This is a genomic window from Streptomyces alboniger (genome assembly GCF_008704395.1).
Lineage (GTDB): Bacteria > Actinomycetota > Actinomycetes > Streptomycetales > Streptomycetaceae > Streptomyces > Streptomyces alboniger.
Genome location: NZ_CP023695.1, coordinates 2,228,623 through 2,246,089, shown reverse-complemented (window position 1 = coordinate 2,246,089; position 17,467 = coordinate 2,228,623). Strand labels below are relative to the sequence as shown.

Here is a 17,467-nt window from a genome sequence, read left to right as displayed (position 1 = left end):
GCCCACAGGGTCCGCTCCGGGGGCCGCACCAGGGCCCTGGCTCACCGGAGCCGAGCCCCAGGGCCCGCGGAGCCCCCCCCCGAGAACAGCCGAAGCAGGCCGGCGGCGGAGGCGGGTCGCGGGTCGGCCGGGGCGGGGGCGGGGGCGGCCGGAAGCCCGGGGCCCGGCGATGGGAGGGAGCCGGGGTCGGGGCGAGGGGGTGGGGTTTGCCTCAGCCGGAGGCGGTTTCGCGCCAGCGGTTGGTGATCGGCAGCCGTCGGTCCTTCCCGAACCCCTTCGCGGAGATCTTCGTACCCGGCGGGTACTGCCGCCGCTTGTACTCCGCCGTGTCCACCATCCGCAGCGTCTTCGTGACCAGTTCCCGGTCGAAGCCCGCGGCGACGATCGCGTCGGCCCCCTGGTCCCGGTCCACGTAGAGTTCGAGGATCCCGTCCAGGACGGGGTAGTCGGGGAGCGAGTCCGTGTCGACCTGGTCGGGGCGCAGCTCCGCGCTCGGCGGCTTGCTGATGGAGTTCTCCGGGATCGGCGGCGTCTGCCCGCGCTCCTGCGCCGCCCGGTTGCGCCACCGCGCGAGCCGGAAGATCGCCGTCTTGTAGACGTCCTTGATGGGGCCGTAGGCGCCGACCGAGTCGCCGTACAGCGTGGAGTAGCCCACCGCCAGCTCGGACTTGTTGCCCGGCGCGAGCACGATGTGCCCCTCCTGGTTGGAGATCGCCATCAGCATCGTGCCGCGCAGCCGCGACTGGAGGTTCTCCTCCGCCAGCCCGGTGAGACCGAGCGAACCCATGTACGCGTCGAACATCGGGGCGATCGACACGGTACGGAAGTTGAGCCCGGTGCGCCGCGCCAGCTCCTCCGCGTCGCTGATGGAGTGCTCGGACGAGTAGCGGGACGGCATGGCGACCCCATACACGTTCCGCGCGCCCAGCGCGTCGCAGGCGATGGCGGCCGTGAGCGCCGAGTCGATGCCCCCGGAGAGCCCGATCAGAACGCTGCTGAAGCCGTTCTTGGCGGCGTACGCCCGCAGGCCCACGACCAGCGCCGAGTACACCTCCTCGTCGTCGTCGAGACGCTCGGCGTACCCACCGGAAAGCTCCGCCTCGTACGCGGGCAGCGGCTCCTCGGAGACCGTGATGTGCTCGATGCGCAGCCCGTCGTCCACGACGCCGGACGGCGGCACGGGCGCGGCGGCGGGCAGTTCGAGGTCCAGGACGACACAGCCCTCCGCGAACTGCGGGGCGCGCGCGATGACTTCGCCGTCCTTGTCGACGACGATCGAGTCACCGTCGAAGACCAGCTCGTCCTGGCCGCCGATCATCGCGAGGTAGGCGGTGGTGCAGCCGGCTTCCTGGGCGCGCTTGCGGACCAGTTCGAGCCGCTGGTCGTCCTTGTTCTGCTCGTACGGCGACGCGTTGATGGAGAGCAGCATGCCCGCCCCCGCACTGCGGGTCGCCGGGACGCGGCCGCCGTCCTGCCAGAGGTCCTCGCAGATGGCGAGGGCGACGTCGACGCCGTGCACCCGCACGATCGGCAGGGTCTCACCCGGCACGAAGTAGCGGAACTCGTCGAAGACGCCGTAGTTGGGAAGGTGGTGCTTGGAGAAGGTCAGCGCGACCTCGCCGCCGTGCAGCACGGCGGCGGCGTTGCGCGGCGCGCCCGCGGGCTGGCCGAAGCGCGGCTTGGCCTCCTCGGTGCGGTCGAGGTAGCCGACGACGACCGGCAGCTCGCCGAAGCCCTCGTCCTTCAGCCGGGCGGCGAGCGCGTGCAGCGCGTCCCGCGAGGCGTGGACGAAGGACGACCGCAGGGCGAGGTCCTCGACGGGGTATCCGGTCAGCGCCATCTCGGGGAACGCGACGAGGTGCGCCCCCTGCTCGGCGGAGTGCCGGGTCCAGTGGACGATCGCCTCGGCGTTCCCGGCGAGATCGCCGACGGTCGAGTCGATCTGGTTCAGGGCGAGACGTAGTTGAGGCACGCGCCCCAGTGTAATCGTCAGAGCGACGCGATGCCCGGCGGGCCGAGGGCAGGACCGGTGGTCCGGGAGTCACCCCTGCCGCCCGCCGGGCGCCGCCGTCACGCGCGGTAGCCGAGCACCGTCATCATTCCCGCCTCCGAGTGGTAGACGTTGTGGCAGTGGACCATCCACAGGCCGGGGTTGTCCGCGTCGAAGTCCACGGTCAGCGTGCCGTTCGGCAGGACGACCGCGGTGTCCTTGCGGGGGCCGTTCGCCACGTTCGCCAGGGCGAAGGTGTGCCCGTGGAGGTGCACGGGGTGCCACATCGAGGTGGAGTTGGCGAAGACCAGGCGGACCCGCTCGCCCGCGCGCAGCGGATGGCGCCGGCCGGGGGAGTAGGGCTTCTTGTCGAAGGCCCAGTCGTACTTGGCCATGCCACCTGTCAGTCGCAGCCTGATGGTGCGGTCCGGCTCGCGGGCGGCCAGGGCGACGGGCTCGGCCGCCCGTAGTTTGTCCGCCGTCAGGAGGCGGCCCTTCAGCTCCTTGGGCCGGGCCGACGCGGACGGCGCGGCCCCGCCGCCCGTGCGCAGCACCGCGAGGGCCACCGCCTTCTTGCCCTCGGCCACCGCGGTCAGCGGGAAGACGCCGTCCCCGGCGGTGACCAGGACGTCGTACCGCTCGCCCATGCCGAGCAGCAGCGCGTCCGTCCTCGCGTGCTCCACGGGGAAGCCGTCCGTGTGCGTCACCGTCATCTCGTGTCCGCCGAGCGCGACGCGGAAGGCCGTGTCGCCCCCGGCGTTGATGAGGCGCAGGCGGACGCGGTCGCCGGGGCGGGCGCGGAACTGGGAGGGCGCCTTCGGCGTACGGCCGTTGATCAGGTAGTACGGGTACGCGACGTCTCCCGCGTCGCCCCCGAGCAGGTCGCTCTTGGCGCCCATCATCACCCGGGAGGGGGCGGTCGGCCCCGGCGTGGGCGCGGTCCGTGCCGCCGCATGCGACATATTCGACATGTCATGGCCGCCTGTGTCATGGCCGCCCGTGTCGTTGCCACCCATGTCGTGGCCGCCCGTGTCGTGGCCGGCCATGCCCTTGCTCAGCTCCGCGAGCACGTCGTCCGGCGTGGAGCCGTCCACGCCGTCGACCCAGTCGTCGAGGACGACCACCCACTCCTTGTCGTACTTCAGCGGCTCCTTCGGGTCCTCGACGATCAAGGGGGCGTACAACCCGCGGTCCTGCTGGGTGCCGGAGTGCGGATGGAACCAGTACGTCCCCGGGTCCGGCACCGCGAACCGGTAGGTGAAGTCGGCCCCGGGCCTGATGTCCCGCTGGGTGAGGCCGGGGACGCCGTCCATGTCGTTGCGCAAGGCGACGCCGTGCCAGTGCAGGGAGGTGGCCCGGGGGAGGTGGTTGGCGAGGGTGAGGGCGAGGGTGTCGCCCGCGGTGACGCGGACTTCCTTGCCGGGCAGCTCATCCCCGTACGCCCACGTCCGGACGGTGGGGCCGCCGAGGTCGAGCCGGGTCTCCCTCGCCGTCAGCCTCACTTTGCGGACCCGGCCGCCGCGGCCCCGCTTCTTCTCGGCGGCCGCGACCTCGGGGCCCGCCGGGTCGACATAGCCCTCGGGGCCGGAAGCGCCGCCGCCTCCATGACCCCCGCCGTGGCCGTCCGGGCCCGAGCCGGAACAGGCCGTCAGCATGCCCGCCCCGGCGACGGCGACCGCGGCGCCGAGCAGGGAGCGCCGCCGTGGGGTGGAGGGTGCGAGCGGTGGGGTAGGGAGGGCGAGCGGGGTCGAAGGGGTGGTGCGCGGGGTTCCGTTGCGCATGGTGGGTGACACCTCGTCGTGGTGGTGCGTACGAATGGGCGCGTCCGCTGCTTGTGACACACCGCGCGGCGCCCCGCGCGTTCCCATCGGAACGCCACGAGTTTCCGGGCAGCGCGAAGCAGCCGGGCGCGGGCCTAGATCCGCAGCACCGACAGGCGGGAGAGCTGGACGCGGGGCGGCGGCGCCTCGGGCCGCGGGGCACCCGGAAGGAGCCCGGCCGCAGGGCCCGGAACGAGCGTCCCGCCCGGCCGCAACAGGCCTGCGCGCACCAGCAGCACGAGCGTGAAGGCGGCCAGCACGGCGAGGCACACGGACAGCGGATCCATGCCCGTACCCGTGCCCGTACCCGTGTCCATGCCTGTACCCGTGCCCATGCCGACACCGCGATGCGGATCTGACGCGGACTCCGTCACCGGGTCGGTACGGGTTTCGTGCCCGGCCCGTACGGCATGCCCGGCACCGGCTTCGTACCCCGCGCGGGTCGCGCGCTCGGCGCGCGCCGCATGTCCGACACCCACGTCGCTCCCGGCGAGGACGTCATGCCCGCCGGAAGGCGGCGCGTGCCCGGCAGGGGACTCGGGGCGCCTGTCGAGGTCGCCACGTGCCCCGTGCGCCCCGAGCACGCCGGCCTCGACGCGGTGCACCTGACGCTCCCCACCGGGGCCGGCGGACCCGGCACCGGCCCCACCACCCCCATGACCGCCCAGGGGATGCCCCAACGTATGCATGGCGACGATCCCGAACAGCAGCGCGGCGAGCAGCAGCAACTGCCCGTAGCCCGTGCGGTTCCGTGTCCTCGCCATGACGCGAACCCTACCCCCGCCGGGTATCCGGCGACATGCGGGCCGTCGCCACTGCGACGATCATGAGCGCATGACGATTACGGACGAACCGGAGCAGAACGGTGCCGGTACCCTCCCGGAGCCGGACCCCGCGATCCCCCGTCAGTTCATCTCCTGGGTGACGCTCGCCCTCATGACCACCGCGTCCGTGGCCAGCCTCCGGCCCTCGCCGTCGATGGCCATCTACGGGCTCGCGGCAGTCTTCCTCTACCTCCTGCCGGCCGTGGTCTTCCTGCTCCCGACCGCCCTCGTCGGCGCCGAACTCGCCTCCGGGTGGTCCGGCGGCATCTACCGCTGGGTGAGCGAGGCGCTCGGCAAGCCGCTCGGGTTCGTCGCCGTGTGGTGCCAGTTCGCCATGACCATCGCGTACTACCCGAGCCTGCTCGCCTACGTCGCCTCGACCTTCGCGTACGTCATCCACCCCAGCCTCGCCGAAAACGGCCTCTACGTAGCGATCGTCATCGTCGTCATCTACTGGACGGGCGTCTGGGTCACGTGCCGGGGCACCAAGACCGTGGCCGGCCTCTCCTCCCTGGGGCTGATCATCGGCACCCTCGTCCCCGGTGTCGTACTCGTCGTCCTCGGCGTCGTCTTCCTGGGGCAGGGCAACGCGTCCGCCGCGCCGATGAGCACCGACCACTGGCTCCCCCCGTGGACCGGCCTCGCCAGCCTGGTTCTCATCGTCAACAACTTCCTCTCCTACGCGGGCATGGAGATGAACGGCGTCCACGTGTCGTCACTGCGCCATCCCCGGGCCGAGTACCCGCGGTCGATCTTCCTCGCCACCGGCCTCGTCCTGCTGATCTTCATCCTTCCGGCCCTGGCCATCAGCTGGGTCATGCCGTCCGGACAACTCAGCCTCACCGCCGGTCTGATGCAGGCCTTCCAGGCGTTCTTCGACCACTTCCACATCGGCTGGATGACGAAGGTCGTCGGCATCATGCTCGTCATGGCCGCGCTCGGCGGCATGCTCACCTGGCTCGCGGGGCCCGCCAAGGGGCTCGTGACGCTCTCCCGCCAGGAGGGCTATCTGCCGCCCTTCCTGCAGAAGTTCAACAAGGCGGGCGTCCCGCGGAACATCATGGTGGCCCAGGGCGCCATCACCACCCTGATCGGCGTTCTCTACGCCTTCAGTGACGACGTGTCGAGCGCCTACTGGATGTTCTCCGTCATCACTGTGCAGATCTACCTCATCGCGTATCTGCTGATGTTCGTGGCCGTCGTGCGGCTGCGGAAGTCCCAGCCGCGGGTGGAGCGCGGCTTCGTGGTCCCCGCGGTGACCCTCGTCGCGGGCGTCGGGTTCGTCGCGTCGGTCCTCGCGCTCGCCATCGGCTTCGTACCGCCCGACCAGTTCGGCAAGGGCCCGCTGTGGCGCTATCTGCTGATCGTCGGCGGGGGTCTCCTCGTCCTCGGCGTGCTGGCACCCGCGGCCTTCCTGAAGTTCCGCAAACCGGGATGGATCCATCCTGATCACCGGCCGTCACGATCGGCTGCCTAGCGTGTGCCCCGCGAGCCCACCCTCGACGACGGCGGCCGCCTCCATGCCTCCACAGCCGACCCGTCCGCGGGGCAGCGGCCCCCGAAAACCCGGCGCCGGGCGCGCGGCCTCCCTCGCGGTCCTGCTGTCGCTCGGCGCGCTCCTGTACACGACGTGGACCCTTGAGGCCTTCCTGCCGACCGGCCTCTCACCCCTCCAGGTGTACGTCAGTGAACTCGCCGCCAAGGACCAGCCGTACGGGACGTTCTTCCGCACCGCGGACCTCCTGGCGGGGCTCTTCGTCCTCGCGGGCGCGGTGGGCGCGCTGGCGTGGCTGCCGCGCCGGAGATGGGCCGTGGCGGGGTGGGCCGGGCTGGCGCTGTTCGGGGCGGCCACGGCGGCCGACTCGCGGCTGGCGCTGAGCTGCGCGCCCACCGCCGACGCCGGGTGCGCCGCGCGGGAGGCGGCGGGCGACCTCCCCTGGACGCACTCCGCGCACACCTTCACCAGCGGCCTCGCGGTCGGCGGGGCGCTGCTCGGCATGGTGCTGCTCACGGTCGCCGCGCGGCGCGGTACCGCCGCGTGGCCCGCTCTCGCGCGCACCGGCCCGGCCCTCGTCGTCCTCGAACTGGCCGCCACGGCGTGGACGCTGGCGTCCGTCGCCGCGTTCGAGGCGGGGCGCGGGACGTGGGCGCTCGGGGTCGGGCAGCGGCTCCAGGTGCTGTTCATCGCGGTCTGGGCGGTGATTCTCGCGTGGTCGGTGACGACTGCCGCGTCGTCGTCCGCCTCGTCGTCGTCCGCGCGGCGCGGATGACCTTCGTACGCATCGGGGGAGTGCCGCACCACGTCGAGGTGACGGGGAGCGGGCCGGTGTGCGTGCTGAGCGCCGGGCTGGGGCTCGGCTGGTTCGACTGGGATCCGGTGGTGGCACTGCTCGCGCCGCACCGGACCGTCGTCCGTTTCGACCGCCCCGGGCTCGGGCTCAGCGGGCACGCGCGCGTGGCGCCCACGTTGCGGGGCGAGGCGGAGCGGATCCTGCGGGTGCTGGAGGGAGTCGGTCTCGGCGGGGAGCGGGTCACGGTGGTCGGGCACTCGCTCGCCGGGTTCCACGCGGAGGCGTTCGCGCGGCTGTATCCCGAGCGCACGGAAGGGCTCGTCCTCGTCGACTCCAGTGTCGAGGAGAGGCCCCGGGTGCGGGTGCCGCGCGGGGTGAGGGTGGCGGGCACGCGCGCGTGCGGGGCGATTCTGTGCGCGGCGGGGGTGCCGCGGGCCGTCGGTCCCGCGCTGCGGAGACTGGCGGCGCCCACGCCGTGGGCGGGGGTGTACGGGGCGGGGCGGGTGTGGCGGGCGGCGCTCATGGAGTACGCGACGTATGGGGACGTGGCGGTGGAGCTGGCGGGGCTGCGGCGGGCCGTGCCGCTTTCTGGCGGGGCGCCTGTGGTCGTGCTCGCGGCGTACGCGGGTGGCTCGGGGAAGTGGCTCGGACGCCAGCGGGAACTGGCCGCGGGCCTTGGCGGGGCCTTTCGCGTGGCGCGGCCCTCGGGGCATCTGGTGATGCGGGATCTTCCGGTGGCGGTGGCGGGGGCGGTCCTCGCGGGGGCTCGCCGGGGGTGGTAGGGCGGGGTACTCCCCGCGCCGGGCAGGTAGGGATGGTTGCCCTGTTCCCCGGGAGGCGGGCGGTGTGGTGTCCTGTCCCGCCGCGTCGCGCCGGATATTTCCCGCCCACCCGCCCGTTTACCCCGCGTGGTGCGGGGTCGCAGGGGTGTTGGTCTTGTTCCCGGTGGTCGGGTGGCGGGCCGTCTTGTCCCTTCGCGTCGCGTCGGGCGTTTTCCGCCCACCCATCCGTTTACCTCGCACCGAGAGGGAGCCGTGAGGGCGGGCGGACTGCTTCCGGTTGGCGGGTGACGGGCTGCCCCTACGGTCCCTGCCGATGCGGGGTGAACGGGTGGGTGGGTGGGAGACATCGCCGCGAAGCGGCGGCTCGAAAGGCCCACCGGCCGCAAGCTGACAAACCGTCGGCCCCAGCCGGCCCCCACTCCCGACGTCAGCCGGCCCCCACCCCCGGCGTCAGTCGAGCGCACCCCCGGCCCCCGCCGCCGCAGAACCCCCCCGAAGGGGCCGGACGCTGTGGCGGATGACTATGTGCGTGCCCAGGACATGCCGTTCCTGGCCCGTGCCCGACGCGCCGGAGAGGGCGCGGCGGACCGCCGTGCGGCCCATCTCCTCGGCGGGGATGTGCACGGTCGTGAGGCCGGGCGTGATGTCCCCGGCCACGGGGTCGTCGTTGTAGCCGACGACCGACATGTCCTCCGGCACCCGCAACCCGTACTCCCGCAACGCGATGACCGCCGCCGCGGCCGCCCGGTCGTCCCCCGCGAAGACCGCGGTGAACTCCGGCTTCCCGTCCGCCGCGTCGAGCAGGTCCCGCATCGCGCGGTAACCGTGGTTCTGCCCGAAGCCGACCCCGTGCAGGACGGCGTCGGCGCGCGGCACCCCGTGGTCGGCGAGCGCCCGGAGGTAGCCGGCCAGGCGGTCCTCGCCGGTCGTGTTGCCCGGCTGGTAGCCGAGGAGCGCGATACGCCGGTGTCCGGCGCCCAGGAGGTGGCTGGTCACGGCGTGGGCGCCCGCTTCGTTGTCGTACTCGACGACCAACGCGGGCACGTCGGGCGCCGGGGCGGGCCGGCCGCACAGGACGAGCCGGGAGCCCGCCGCCGCGAGGACCTCCGCGTAGCGGGCCATCCGCTGCCGGTACTCGTCGTCCTGCGTGACGCCGCCCACGAGCACCACGGCCTCCGCGGCCTGCTCGCGCATCATCTGGACCAGGGCCAGCTCGCGGGCGGGATCGCTGCCGGTCGACGAGACGAGGGTGAGGCGGCCGTGCTGGGCGGCCTCCATCTCCACGCCCTGCGCGACCTGCGCGTAGAACGCGCCGACCACGTCGTACATGAGCACCGCGATCGTCTTGCGCCCGGCGCCCGCCAACGCGCGCGCGTGCGCGTTGGCGACGTAGTCCAGGTCCTTGACCGCCCGCAGCACCTTGGCGCGCGACGCCGTCGACGTCGGGTAGTTGCCCGCGAGGACCCGCGAGACGGTCGCCACCGACACCCCCGCGCGCGCGGCCACATCACGGATGGTGACCCGCTCGCCCACTGTCTCTCCCTCGCCTAGCACCCGCCCGGCACCCGCCCGGCACACCGGGGCCCATCATCCCGCGCCCGGCCCCGGTTCAGTGCGCGGCCTCGTACTCCTTGAGGAACTCCTCGGCGGACCGCTCGCCGCCCTGGGACCGCCACTTCTTGTAGATGCCGTCCCAGTCGGAGAGCTTCTTGCGCCCGGCGACGACCGCGGTGACGCCGTCCGTGATGATCTGGTCCATCGTGGCGCTCTGCCGGTTGTACGTGTCCGACATCAGGCCCCAGTGGTCGTCGGGCACCAGCATCGGCACGACCTTCCTCTGCCAGGCGTGCAGCCGCTCGGTCAGGTCGGGGAAACCGGCGTAGTACAGCGGCTGCGGGGCGTCCATGAGGTAGGGGAAGGGCAGGTTGGTGCGCGAGTCGACAAGGCCCAGCTCGGTGGCGACCGGGTCGCCCGACTTGTCGTACCGGAAGTGGGTGCCCTCGACTCCGTAGTGCGTCAGCTCGTACTCCTTCGATCCGAACGGCGAGGCGAGCCAGTTCAGTACGCGCAGCATCAGCTCGACGCGTTCCTTGGCGGCCTTCTTGATGACGGTGTAGCCGAAGCAGCCGCGGTTCTGCTGGTAGACGGGGGTGACGCCGTCGACCGCGTAGGGCTCGGCGACGTCCAGGGTGAACTCGTCCTTGATGCCCTGGGCGTTGGAGATGACGGCGCCCCAGCCGTCCGTCATGGAGCGGACGGTCCCGTTGTAGAACTGGGTCTTCAGGTCGACCTGGGAGATCGAGGTGGCGTCGGGGTTGTACGAGCCGTCCCGGCGCAGCCCGGCCATGTACTCCAGCGCGGCCTTGAACGCGTCGGTCCCGTACATGTCGGTGACCTTGCCGTCCTTGATCCGCCACTGGTTGGGCGCGCCGTGCCACATGGCGTGGTAGAGGTAGCCGAAGAAGCCCACCGTGGAGGCGCCGAGCGCGTACTTCTTGCCCCGTGAGGCGTCCCCGGCCATCGCACGGAAGTCGGACGCGGACATGCCGGGCCGGTATCCGGCCTTGTCGAAGGCCTCACGGTTGATGAACATCGCGCCCTGCACCTTGGCGCGCTCGACGGGCAGTCCGTAGATGCGCCCGGCGATGCGGCCCATGCCCTCCCAGGCGTACGTGGGGATGTTGGCGAGGTTCGGGTAGTCCTTGACGGCGTCGCCCGACAGGTGGTCGCTCAGGTCGGCGCACCGCGACCTCACGAACTGGGATTCGCGCGGAAGGACGTACCCGCCACCGAAGTTGATCATGTCGGGCAGGTCGTCGCCCGACATCAGCGTGGACATCTTGGCGCGGAAGTCCGCGTCGGGCACGACGGTGAACTCGATCTCCACGCCCAGCGCCTCGTTCACCGCCTGCCAGTACTCGTTCCGGCCGACCGGCTTCGGCGGGGTGCCGTAGGTGATGGTCATGACCCTGATCTTCTGCTTGCCGTTGCCCGGCTTCTCGGCCGTCGCCCGGACGAGCTTCCCGGGATACTTCGTGTATCCGGCCTGCACACCCTCGGCGCTCGGCGCCAGATCGGGAGCGGGCCCCTCGGCGGGCTTGTACGCGGGCCAGGGGACCGCCTTCTTGCCCGCGTTGGAGACGCTGCCGCCGCCGCTGGAGCCGGTCGAGCAGGCGGTGAGGACGGACGGGGCGGCCAGGGCGGCGCCGCCGACGGCTATGGAGCGGAGCAGGGTGCGCCGCGACATCGAGGATCCGGACACGTGAATGAGCCCTTCTGTACGACGAGTTGGGGTCAGCTCTTGATGGCGCCGGTGAGCACGCCCTTGGTGAAGTACCTCTGGAGGAAGGGGTAGACGAGCAGGATCGGCACGGTGGCGATCACCAGGACGGCCATCTGGGTCGTCTGCGGGGCGGAGACCTGGCCGGCCTCGCTCAGCCCGGTGTCGGCGATCTGGGAGCCGCCGATGACGTACGTACGAAGGACCTGGGAGAGCGGCCAGTGGTCCGACTCCATGTAGATCGAGGCATGGAACCACGCGTTCCAGTAGCTGACGGCGTAGAAGAGGGAGACCACGGCGAGGGCCGCCTTGGAGAGCGGGAGCACGATCCGCCACAGGATGTGCCAGTCACCCGCCCCATCGAGCCGGGCTGCCTCGTACAGCTCCTCCGGTATGCCCTGGAAGAAGCCGCGCAGCACGATCAGATTGAAGACGTTGATGAGGACGGGGGCGATGAGCGCCGCATACGTATCCATCATTCCCACGCCCTTGACCAGCAGGAACGCGGGGATCATGCCGGGCGGGAAGAGGAACGTGAAGAGGATGAGCAGCAGGACCGGCCTGCCGCCGAAGACGCCGGGGCGGGCGAGGGCATAGGCGAGGAAGGTGGTGCACGCGAGGGAGAGGAGCGTCCCCGCGACGGTGAGGCCGACGCTCACGCCGAGCGCCTTGGTGACGATGCCGCCGTCGAGGATGGTCCGGTAGGCGCGCAGCGTCGGATCGCTCGGCCACAGCACCCAGCCGCCGTTGTCCACGACCTCCCGGTTGGAGGCGAGCGAGGTCGAGACGATGACGAGGAAGGGGATCAGGACGAGCCCGAGCACGACCACCACCGCGACGGCCTTGGCGGCCTTCGTGGCGAACCGGGGCTTCTCCATCCAGGCAGGCCTGGTGACATGACGGGCGCTCACTTGTAGACCCCCTGCTCGCCGAGCCGGTGGGCGACCCGGTTGGCGGTGAAGACGAGGGCCGCGCCGACGACGCCCTTGAACAGGCCGGCGGCCGCCGCGTATCCGGTGTCGCCGCCGACGATGCCCTGCCAGAAGACGAAGGTGTCGAGGACCTCGCCGACCTCCGGGCCGACCGACTGCCGTTGCAGCAGCATCTGTTCGAAACCGACGGAGAGGATGTCGCCGAGCCGCATGATCAGCAGCAGGATGATGATGGGCCGGATGCTGGGCAGCGTGACGTGCCAGAAGCGCCGCCAGGGCCCGGCGCCGTCGATGGCCGACGCCTCGTACAGCTGCTCGTCGACCTGCATGAGCGCGGCGAGGAAGATGATCGTTCCCCACCCGGCGTCCTTCCAGATCACCTCGATCACGACCAGCGGCTTGTACGCGTCCGGATTGCCGATGATGTCGACGGTGTGCAGCCCGGCGTCGCTCAGCGTCGTGTTCAACAGGCCTGTGTCACCGAGCACTTGCTGGAAGAGGGCGACCACGACGACCCACGACAGGAAGTGCGGCAGATAGATCACCGACTGTGTGAGGCGGCGCAGCAGGTCCGAGGTCAGGCTGTGCAGGAGCAGGGCGAGGGCGAGGGGTGCCGGGAAGAAGAAGACGAGCTGGAGCACGGCGATGAACAGCGTGTTCCACATGGCGTGCCAGAAGTCCGGGTCGCCGAACATCCGCTCGAAGTTCGCGGTGCCGACCCAGGGGCTGGCCCAGAGGCCGTCGAAGGGGACGTACTCCTTGAAGGCCACCGCGTTGGCGATGAAGGCGCCGTAGTGGAAGACCAGGAAGTACGCGAGCCCCGGGACCATGAGCAGGACCAGGAAGCGGGTGCGCTGTAACCGCTTCCAGCGCTCGCCATGGCCTGATTTCCCGCCGCTTGACCCGATATCGTGCCTGCCGGGCGGCCTCACCGCCTCGGATTCCGCCCGGCTTCTCGTCACCGTCGGCACGGCAACCCCTCCGTCGTCGGAATAAGGTGCCCGGAATCTAAAGCGGTTACTGTGCTCGGTCAACCCCCTTTGCCAGGAGATCTCTTGACCCTCTTCCCGAGTTGGTCCTAGCCTCCGGGTGCTGGGGGGTAACCGGTTTCTACGAGGGACGGTCACGCGTGGCAGAGCAGGCGGAGCGGACGGAACGGGCCGAGCAGGCGGAGCGAGCCGGCGGTCGGCCGGCCGCGGCCCTGGCGATGGGCGCCGAGGTCGCGGACCGGGTCCTCGTGCCGGATCTGCGCGAGCGGCTCACCGCGTGCGTGAGTCTGGCGCCCACGGTCCTGTCCGGCCCCCTCACCACCCCGGAGTCCCGCGCGGTACTCGCCGGGACGGAGATCCTGGTCACGGGCTGGGAGTGCCCCCCGCTGACACCCGAAGTCCTCGCCTTCGCACCCCGCCTGCGGGCGGTCGTGCACGCGGCGGGCTCGGTCAAGCAGCTCGTGACCGAGGCGGTGTGGGAGCGGGACATCGTCGTCTCCTCGGCGGCGGACGCCAACGCGGGACCGGTGGTGGCGTTCACGGTCGCGGCGATCACGTTCGCGGCGAAGGGGGCGCTGCGGACGGCCGCCGGGTACGCGGCCGGGTGGCCGCCGTTCGCCGAGCGCACCGGGGCCGACGCGCGCACCGTCGGGGTCATCGGGGCGTCCCGCATCGGCCGACGGGTCATCGCGGCCCTCCGCGCGTCCGACGCGGGGTACGAGGTGCTGCTCACGGACCCCTATGTGACGCCCGCCGGGGCGAGGGCGCTCGGCGCGGAACCGGTCGGCCTCCCCGAACTGTGTGCGCGCAGCGGCATCGTCACCGTCCACGCGCCCCAACTTCCGGAGACGATCGGCCTCCTCGGCGAGGCCATGCTGAAGCTGATCCCGGACGGCGGGGCCGTCATCAACACGGCACGGGGGGCGCTGGTGGACACGGAGGCGCTGGCCCGGGAGTGCGCGGCGGGCCGCCTCGACGCGTTCCTGGACGTCACGGACCCCGAGCCGCTGCCGGCGGGGCATACGCTCCTCGGCCTCCCCAACGTGCTGGTCACCCCGCACATCGCGGGGGCGCAGGGGAGCGAGGTGCGGCGGCTCGGGGAGTACGCGGTCGCCGAGGTCGAGCGGTACGTGTCCGGAGCGCCCCTGTGCGGCCGCCTCCACGCGCGGGACCTGCCCCGCCTGGCCTGAAGCTTCCTCACGGAGCGAGCGGCCCGCTGTTACAGAGGAGCCGATCAGCAGGCACTATGGGCACAGAGGGGCACGCGCCGTCCGCAACGCGTTCGAAACCGGGTGATGGGATGCTCGTGTGCCCGAGCCGTCCCGTGGCGCGGGAGCAGGCGGCCTGACCAGCAAGGATGGGTGGAAGCGGAAGATGGACAAGCAGCAGGAATTCGTGCTCCGTACGTTGGAGGAGCGCGACATCCGGTTCGTACGCCTGTGGTTCACGGACGTCCTCGGCTTCCTGAAGTCGGTGGCCGTGGCCCCGGCCGAACTGGAGCAGGCGTTCGACGAGGGCATCGGCTTCGACGGCTCGGCGATCGAAGGATTCGCCCGGGTGTACGAGTCAGACATGATCGCCAAGCCGGACCCGTCGACGTTCCAGGTGCTGCCCTGGCGCGCGGAGGCCCCCGGTACCGCCCGTATGTTCTGCGACATCCTGATGCCGGACGGCTCCCCGTCCTTCGCCGACCCCCGCTACGTCCTGAAGCGGGCCCTCGCCAAGACCTCCGACCTCGGTTTCACCTTCTACACCCACCCCGAGATCGAGTTCTTCCTCCTGAAGGACAAGCCGCTCGACGGCTCACGGCCGACGCCCGCCGACAATTCCGGCTACTTCGACCACACCCCGCAGAACGTCGGCATGGACTTCCGCCGCCAGGCCATCACGATGCTCGAATCCATGGGCATCTCGGTCGAGTTCAGCCACCACGAGGGCGCCCCCGGCCAGCAGGAGATCGACCTCCGCTACGCGGACGCGCTCTCCACGGCCGACAACATCATGACGTTCCGCCTGGTCATGAAGCAGGTCGCGCTCGAACAGGGCGTCCAGGCCACCTTCATGCCGAAGCCCTTCTCCGAGCACCCCGGCTCGGGCATGCACACGCACCTCTCCCTCTTCGAGGGCGACCGCAACGCGTTCTACGAGTCGGGCGCCGAGTACCAGCTCTCCAAGGTCGGCCGCTCCTTCATCGCGGGCCTTCTGCGGCACGCCGCGGAGATCTCGGCGGTCACCAACCAGTGGGTGAACTCCTACAAGCGCATCTGGGGCGGCTCCGAGCGCACGGCGGGCGCGGGCGGCGAGGCACCCTCGTACATCTGCTGGGGCCACAACAACCGCTCGGCCCTGATCCGCGTGCCGATGTACAAGCCGGGCAAGACGGGCTCGGCGCGCGTCGAGGTCCGCTCGATCGACTCGGGCGCGAACCCGTACCTGACGTACGCGGTACTGCTCGCGGCCGGCCTCAAGGGCATCGAGGAGGGATACGAGCTTCCGCCGGGCGCCGACGACGACGTGTGGGCCCTCTCCGACGCCGAGCGGCGCGCGATGGGCATCGAGCCGCTGCCGCAGAACCTCGGCGAGGCGATCGCACTGATGGAGAAGTCGGAACTGGTCGCCGAGACGCTCGGCGAGCACGTGTACGACTTCTTCCTCCGCAACAAGAAGCAGGAGTGGGAGGAGTACCGCTCCGAGGTCACGGCCTTCGAGCTGCGGAAGAACCTGCCGGTGCTGTGAGGCGGCTCCCCGGTGTCCCCGGGGAGTACCAATTTTTCTGGTCACGAGGGTTGTGGCTGCATCAACCGGCTCCGCCGAACGGTACGCATGTTCGGGCGCGCTCCGTCCGTGCAGGTAGAACCGTGCCGGTGAGCGGCGTCGAGCGCGGCTGAAGCGCGGGGGAGCGGTGCGAGTGGGGCGGCGGTGCATCAACGCCGCGAGGGCCTCGGGATCTGGTGCCACCATGGGCAACGGACGCCTCCCGGCGCCCAGTTGGACCGTCGAGAACCAGAGGTACCTCATGCACTCGCCAAGGCATCCGGCCTGCGTCGCAACCCAGCCCCCCGCCCGCCCGGACGGCCACCGGACCGTCATCGTCATCGTGGTCCTGCTGCTGGGCGCCGCGCTGGCGCTCACCGACATGCCCGTCGTCGTCGTGGCCGAGGTCCTGGCGACCTGCGGTCTCATCGGCGCCCAGCTGGCCCGCCGCGCTCCGAGCGCGGCCGATGGACTGTGACCGAGGCCGGTCATGGCACGTCCAGAGCGGCCGATCCCCAGCTCCGACCCGGACCTGGAGCGGCTTGCGCAGTGGCTGCGTACACTACGCCGAACGGCAGGCCTGACCCACCGGGACATGGTGAAGAGGTCCGGGCACGCCTTCTCCGCCCCCACCTTCTCCCGGGCCGCGAGCGGGCATCGGATTCCCCGTCTCCTGGTCGTGGAGGCGTACGCCCGGGCCTGCGGGGCGCCGGCCGGTGAGGCGCGGCGGCTGTGGCAGGCCGCTCGCTACGCCGAGCATCGGCGGAGGAATCCGGGGGCGGGTGTGCCGAGGCCTGACCGGGTGTACGACCGTGACGGCTTGAACCACGCGCTCCAGGAGCTCTACTACAAGGCCGGGGCGATCCCCGTCGACGAGATGGAACGCCGGGCCGGTCAGCACGGAGAGCTGCCGCACAGCACGGTCCTGCGGATGCTGGCGGGCAGGTCCATGCTCGACCTCGCGCAGCTCATGGCGTTTCTGCGGGTATGCGATGTGACCGACGGCGTCGAGGTGGAGCGCTGGCGCGGTGCCTGGCGTCGCGCCCGGCGACGTCTGGACGTGGAACGCCAAGGAACCCGTCTGGCGCGCCTGCACGAAGCGTCGGCGCCCAGCCGCCGACGTGCCCGGGACAAGAACGCGTCCAGCTCCATGGGCGGCTCCGTCACGCATCCCCGATTTCTCCCTTACCCGCACGCCGCCCTCGCGGGGTCGTGGAAGCAGCGCACGGGGGAAGCCGCGCGCCCGACCCGGACATAGGGCGCGGCCGCGTCATAGGCCGCGCCCCTTACAGGACACGGACGATCGCCTCCCGCAAAGGCGTGGACGCCCGCACCCGGTACTCCTGGATGGCCCACCCGTTCCCATCGGGGTCCTTGAAGTACATGAACGTGCCACCGTCCTGCGGCGCGTGCTGCACCGGCTCGGTGACGTCGAGACCGCGCGCCACCAGCTCGGCATGCGCGGCCTTCGCGTCGGCGACGCACAGCTGGAGGCCCTGGTAGGAGCCGGGGGCCGGCCTCCGGCCGTCCACCATCGTCTCCCAGATGGCGTCGCCAAGGGCGATGGAACAGCCCGACCCGGGCGGGGTCAGCTGGACGATGCGCATGCCAGGCATGACCTCCGTGTCGATGTCGACATGGAACCCGAGCTTGTCGCGGTAGAACTCCATCGATCTGTCGATGTCGCTCACGGGCAGCGGGATCACTTCGAGGGTGTATTCCATGCCTCGCAGTACATCAGCTGGAGCGGGGTCACGCGGGCGGAACGCGACGGCGAGGCCGTAGGCTCGGGCCAGGAGTGATCG

At 71.4% G+C, this 17,467-nt stretch carries 15 protein-coding genes; 7 read left to right on the top strand and 8 right to left on the bottom strand.

Annotated features, from left to right (window positions below; translation table 11 throughout):
* Positions 1 to 211: 211 nt before the first annotated feature.
* The 3 genes from CP975_RS09885 to CP975_RS09875 all read right to left on the bottom strand — a co-directional run bounded on the left by CP975_RS09885 (position 212) and on the right by CP975_RS09875 (position 4,574).
* Positions 212 to 1,972 (bottom strand): NAD+ synthase, encoded by a 1,761-nt coding sequence (locus tag CP975_RS09885; RefSeq protein WP_055532719.1) that lies wholly within the window; start codon positions 1,970 to 1,972, stop codon positions 212 to 214.
* A gap of 98 nt (positions 1,973 to 2,070) precedes the next feature.
* Positions 2,071 to 3,645, bottom strand: coding sequence for a multicopper oxidase family protein (locus tag CP975_RS09880; protein WP_055532725.1), 1,575 nt, complete (start codon positions 3,643 to 3,645; stop codon positions 2,071 to 2,073).
* A gap of 260 nt (positions 3,646 to 3,905) precedes the next feature.
* The gene (locus CP975_RS09875; RefSeq protein WP_055532721.1) at positions 3,906 to 4,574 is read right to left on the bottom strand and encodes a hypothetical protein; all 669 of its coding nucleotides are present in this window, start codon (positions 4,572 to 4,574) and stop codon (positions 3,906 to 3,908) included.
* Between the two features lie 70 nt (positions 4,575 to 4,644).
* Between CP975_RS09875 and gadC the strand changes: the two genes are divergently transcribed.
* From gadC to CP975_RS09860, 3 genes are read left to right on the top strand one after another with little or no spacing between them, the layout of a single operon-like run.
* A complete protein-coding gene (gene gadC, locus CP975_RS09870) occupies positions 4,645 to 6,111 on the top strand; it encodes a glutamate/gamma-aminobutyrate antiporter GadC (RefSeq protein WP_055532723.1) in 1,467 nt (488 codons plus the stop codon).
* A gap of 43 nt (positions 6,112 to 6,154) precedes the next feature.
* Positions 6,155 to 6,904, top strand: a complete 750-nt coding sequence (locus CP975_RS09865) for a DUF998 domain-containing protein (protein WP_150476766.1) — start codon at positions 6,155 to 6,157, stop codon at positions 6,902 to 6,904.
* Positions 6,901 to 7,707, top strand: coding sequence for an alpha/beta fold hydrolase (locus CP975_RS09860; protein ID WP_150477837.1), 807 nt, complete (start codon positions 6,901 to 6,903; stop codon positions 7,705 to 7,707). The genes CP975_RS09865 and CP975_RS09860 overlap by 4 nt, the downstream gene beginning before the upstream one ends.
* A 450-nt stretch (positions 7,708 to 8,157) precedes the next feature.
* On the opposite strand, the gene CP975_RS09855 is transcribed toward CP975_RS09860, so the two are convergent.
* From CP975_RS09855 to CP975_RS09840, 4 genes are all read right to left on the bottom strand, one after another.
* Entirely contained in the window at positions 8,158 to 9,240 is a 1,083-nt protein-coding gene (locus CP975_RS09855) for a LacI family DNA-binding transcriptional regulator (protein WP_150476765.1), read from the bottom strand.
* Positions 9,241 to 9,316: 76 nt separating this feature from the next.
* A complete protein-coding gene (locus CP975_RS09850; protein WP_342787931.1) occupies positions 9,317 to 10,969 on the bottom strand; it encodes an extracellular solute-binding protein in 1,653 nt (550 codons plus the stop codon).
* Between the two features lie 32 nt (positions 10,970 to 11,001).
* Positions 11,002 to 11,865, bottom strand: a complete 864-nt coding sequence (locus CP975_RS09845; protein ID WP_150477836.1) for a carbohydrate ABC transporter permease — start codon at positions 11,863 to 11,865, stop codon at positions 11,002 to 11,004.
* 29 nt (positions 11,866 to 11,894) lie between these two features.
* Positions 11,895 to 12,749, bottom strand: a complete 855-nt coding sequence (locus CP975_RS09840) for an ABC transporter permease (RefSeq protein WP_055532192.1) — start codon at positions 12,747 to 12,749, stop codon at positions 11,895 to 11,897.
* A 377-nt stretch (positions 12,750 to 13,126) separates the two neighbouring features.
* Here CP975_RS09840 and CP975_RS09835 point away from each other — a divergent pair, with 377 nt between their 5' ends.
* The 4 genes from CP975_RS09835 to CP975_RS09820 all read left to right on the top strand — a co-directional run bounded on the left by CP975_RS09835 (position 13,127) and on the right by CP975_RS09820 (position 16,920).
* Positions 13,127 to 14,098 (top strand): hydroxyacid dehydrogenase, encoded by a 972-nt coding sequence (locus CP975_RS09835; protein WP_055532196.1) that lies wholly within the window; start codon positions 13,127 to 13,129, stop codon positions 14,096 to 14,098.
* A 184-nt stretch (positions 14,099 to 14,282) separates the two neighbouring features.
* Positions 14,283 to 15,644 (top strand): glutamine synthetase family protein, encoded by a 1,362-nt coding sequence (locus tag CP975_RS09830; protein ID WP_030786766.1) that lies wholly within the window; start codon positions 14,283 to 14,285, stop codon positions 15,642 to 15,644.
* A gap of 223 nt (positions 15,645 to 15,867) precedes the next feature.
* Positions 15,868 to 16,140, top strand: coding sequence for a hypothetical protein (locus tag CP975_RS09825; protein ID WP_055532191.1), 273 nt, complete (start codon positions 15,868 to 15,870; stop codon positions 16,138 to 16,140).
* 12 nt (positions 16,141 to 16,152) lie between these two features.
* Positions 16,153 to 16,920, top strand: a complete 768-nt coding sequence (locus tag CP975_RS09820; RefSeq protein ID WP_150476764.1) for a helix-turn-helix domain-containing protein — start codon at positions 16,153 to 16,155, stop codon at positions 16,918 to 16,920.
* A 28-nt stretch (positions 16,921 to 16,948) separates the two neighbouring features.
* Here the strand turns inward: CP975_RS09820 and CP975_RS09815 are convergent, their stop codons facing one another.
* Complete coding sequence (locus tag CP975_RS09815) at positions 16,949 to 17,386, bottom strand: VOC family protein (protein WP_055532188.1); 438 nt, start codon at positions 17,384 to 17,386, stop codon at positions 16,949 to 16,951.
* Between the last annotated feature and the right edge of the window lie 81 nt (positions 17,387 to 17,467).

Bases quoted from the DNA above. Each gene is read 5' to 3' on its own strand.
- gadC (WP_055532723.1), top strand. From the start codon at position 4,645: ATGACGATTACGGACGAACCGGAGCAGAACGGTGCCGGTACCCTCCCG.
- CP975_RS09875 (WP_055532721.1), bottom strand. From the start codon at position 4,574: ATGGCGAGGACACGGAACCGCACGGGCTACGGGCAGTTGCTGCTGCTC.
- CP975_RS09820 (WP_150476764.1), top strand. From the start codon at position 16,153: ATGGCACGTCCAGAGCGGCCGATCCCCAGCTCCGACCCGGACCTGGAG.
- CP975_RS09840 (WP_055532192.1), bottom strand. From the start codon at position 12,749: ATGGTCCCGGGGCTCGCGTACTTCCTGGTCTTCCACTACGGCGCCTTC.
- CP975_RS09830 (WP_030786766.1), top strand. From the start codon at position 14,283: ATGGACAAGCAGCAGGAATTCGTGCTCCGTACGTTGGAGGAGCGCGAC.
- CP975_RS09825 (WP_055532191.1), top strand. From the start codon at position 15,868: ATGGGCAACGGACGCCTCCCGGCGCCCAGTTGGACCGTCGAGAACCAG.
- CP975_RS09865 (WP_150476766.1), top strand. From the start codon at position 6,155: ATGCCTCCACAGCCGACCCGTCCGCGGGGCAGCGGCCCCCGAAAACCC.
- CP975_RS09860 (WP_150477837.1), top strand. From the start codon at position 6,901: ATGACCTTCGTACGCATCGGGGGAGTGCCGCACCACGTCGAGGTGACG.
- CP975_RS09815 (WP_055532188.1), bottom strand. From the start codon at position 17,386: ATGGAATACACCCTCGAAGTGATCCCGCTGCCCGTGAGCGACATCGAC.
- CP975_RS09845 (WP_150477836.1), bottom strand. From the start codon at position 11,865: ATGGAGAAGCCCCGGTTCGCCACGAAGGCCGCCAAGGCCGTCGCGGTG.
- CP975_RS09880 (WP_055532725.1), bottom strand. From the start codon at position 3,645: ATGCTGACGGCCTGTTCCGGCTCGGGCCCGGACGGCCACGGCGGGGGT.
- CP975_RS09835 (WP_055532196.1), top strand. From the start codon at position 13,127: ATGGGCGCCGAGGTCGCGGACCGGGTCCTCGTGCCGGATCTGCGCGAG.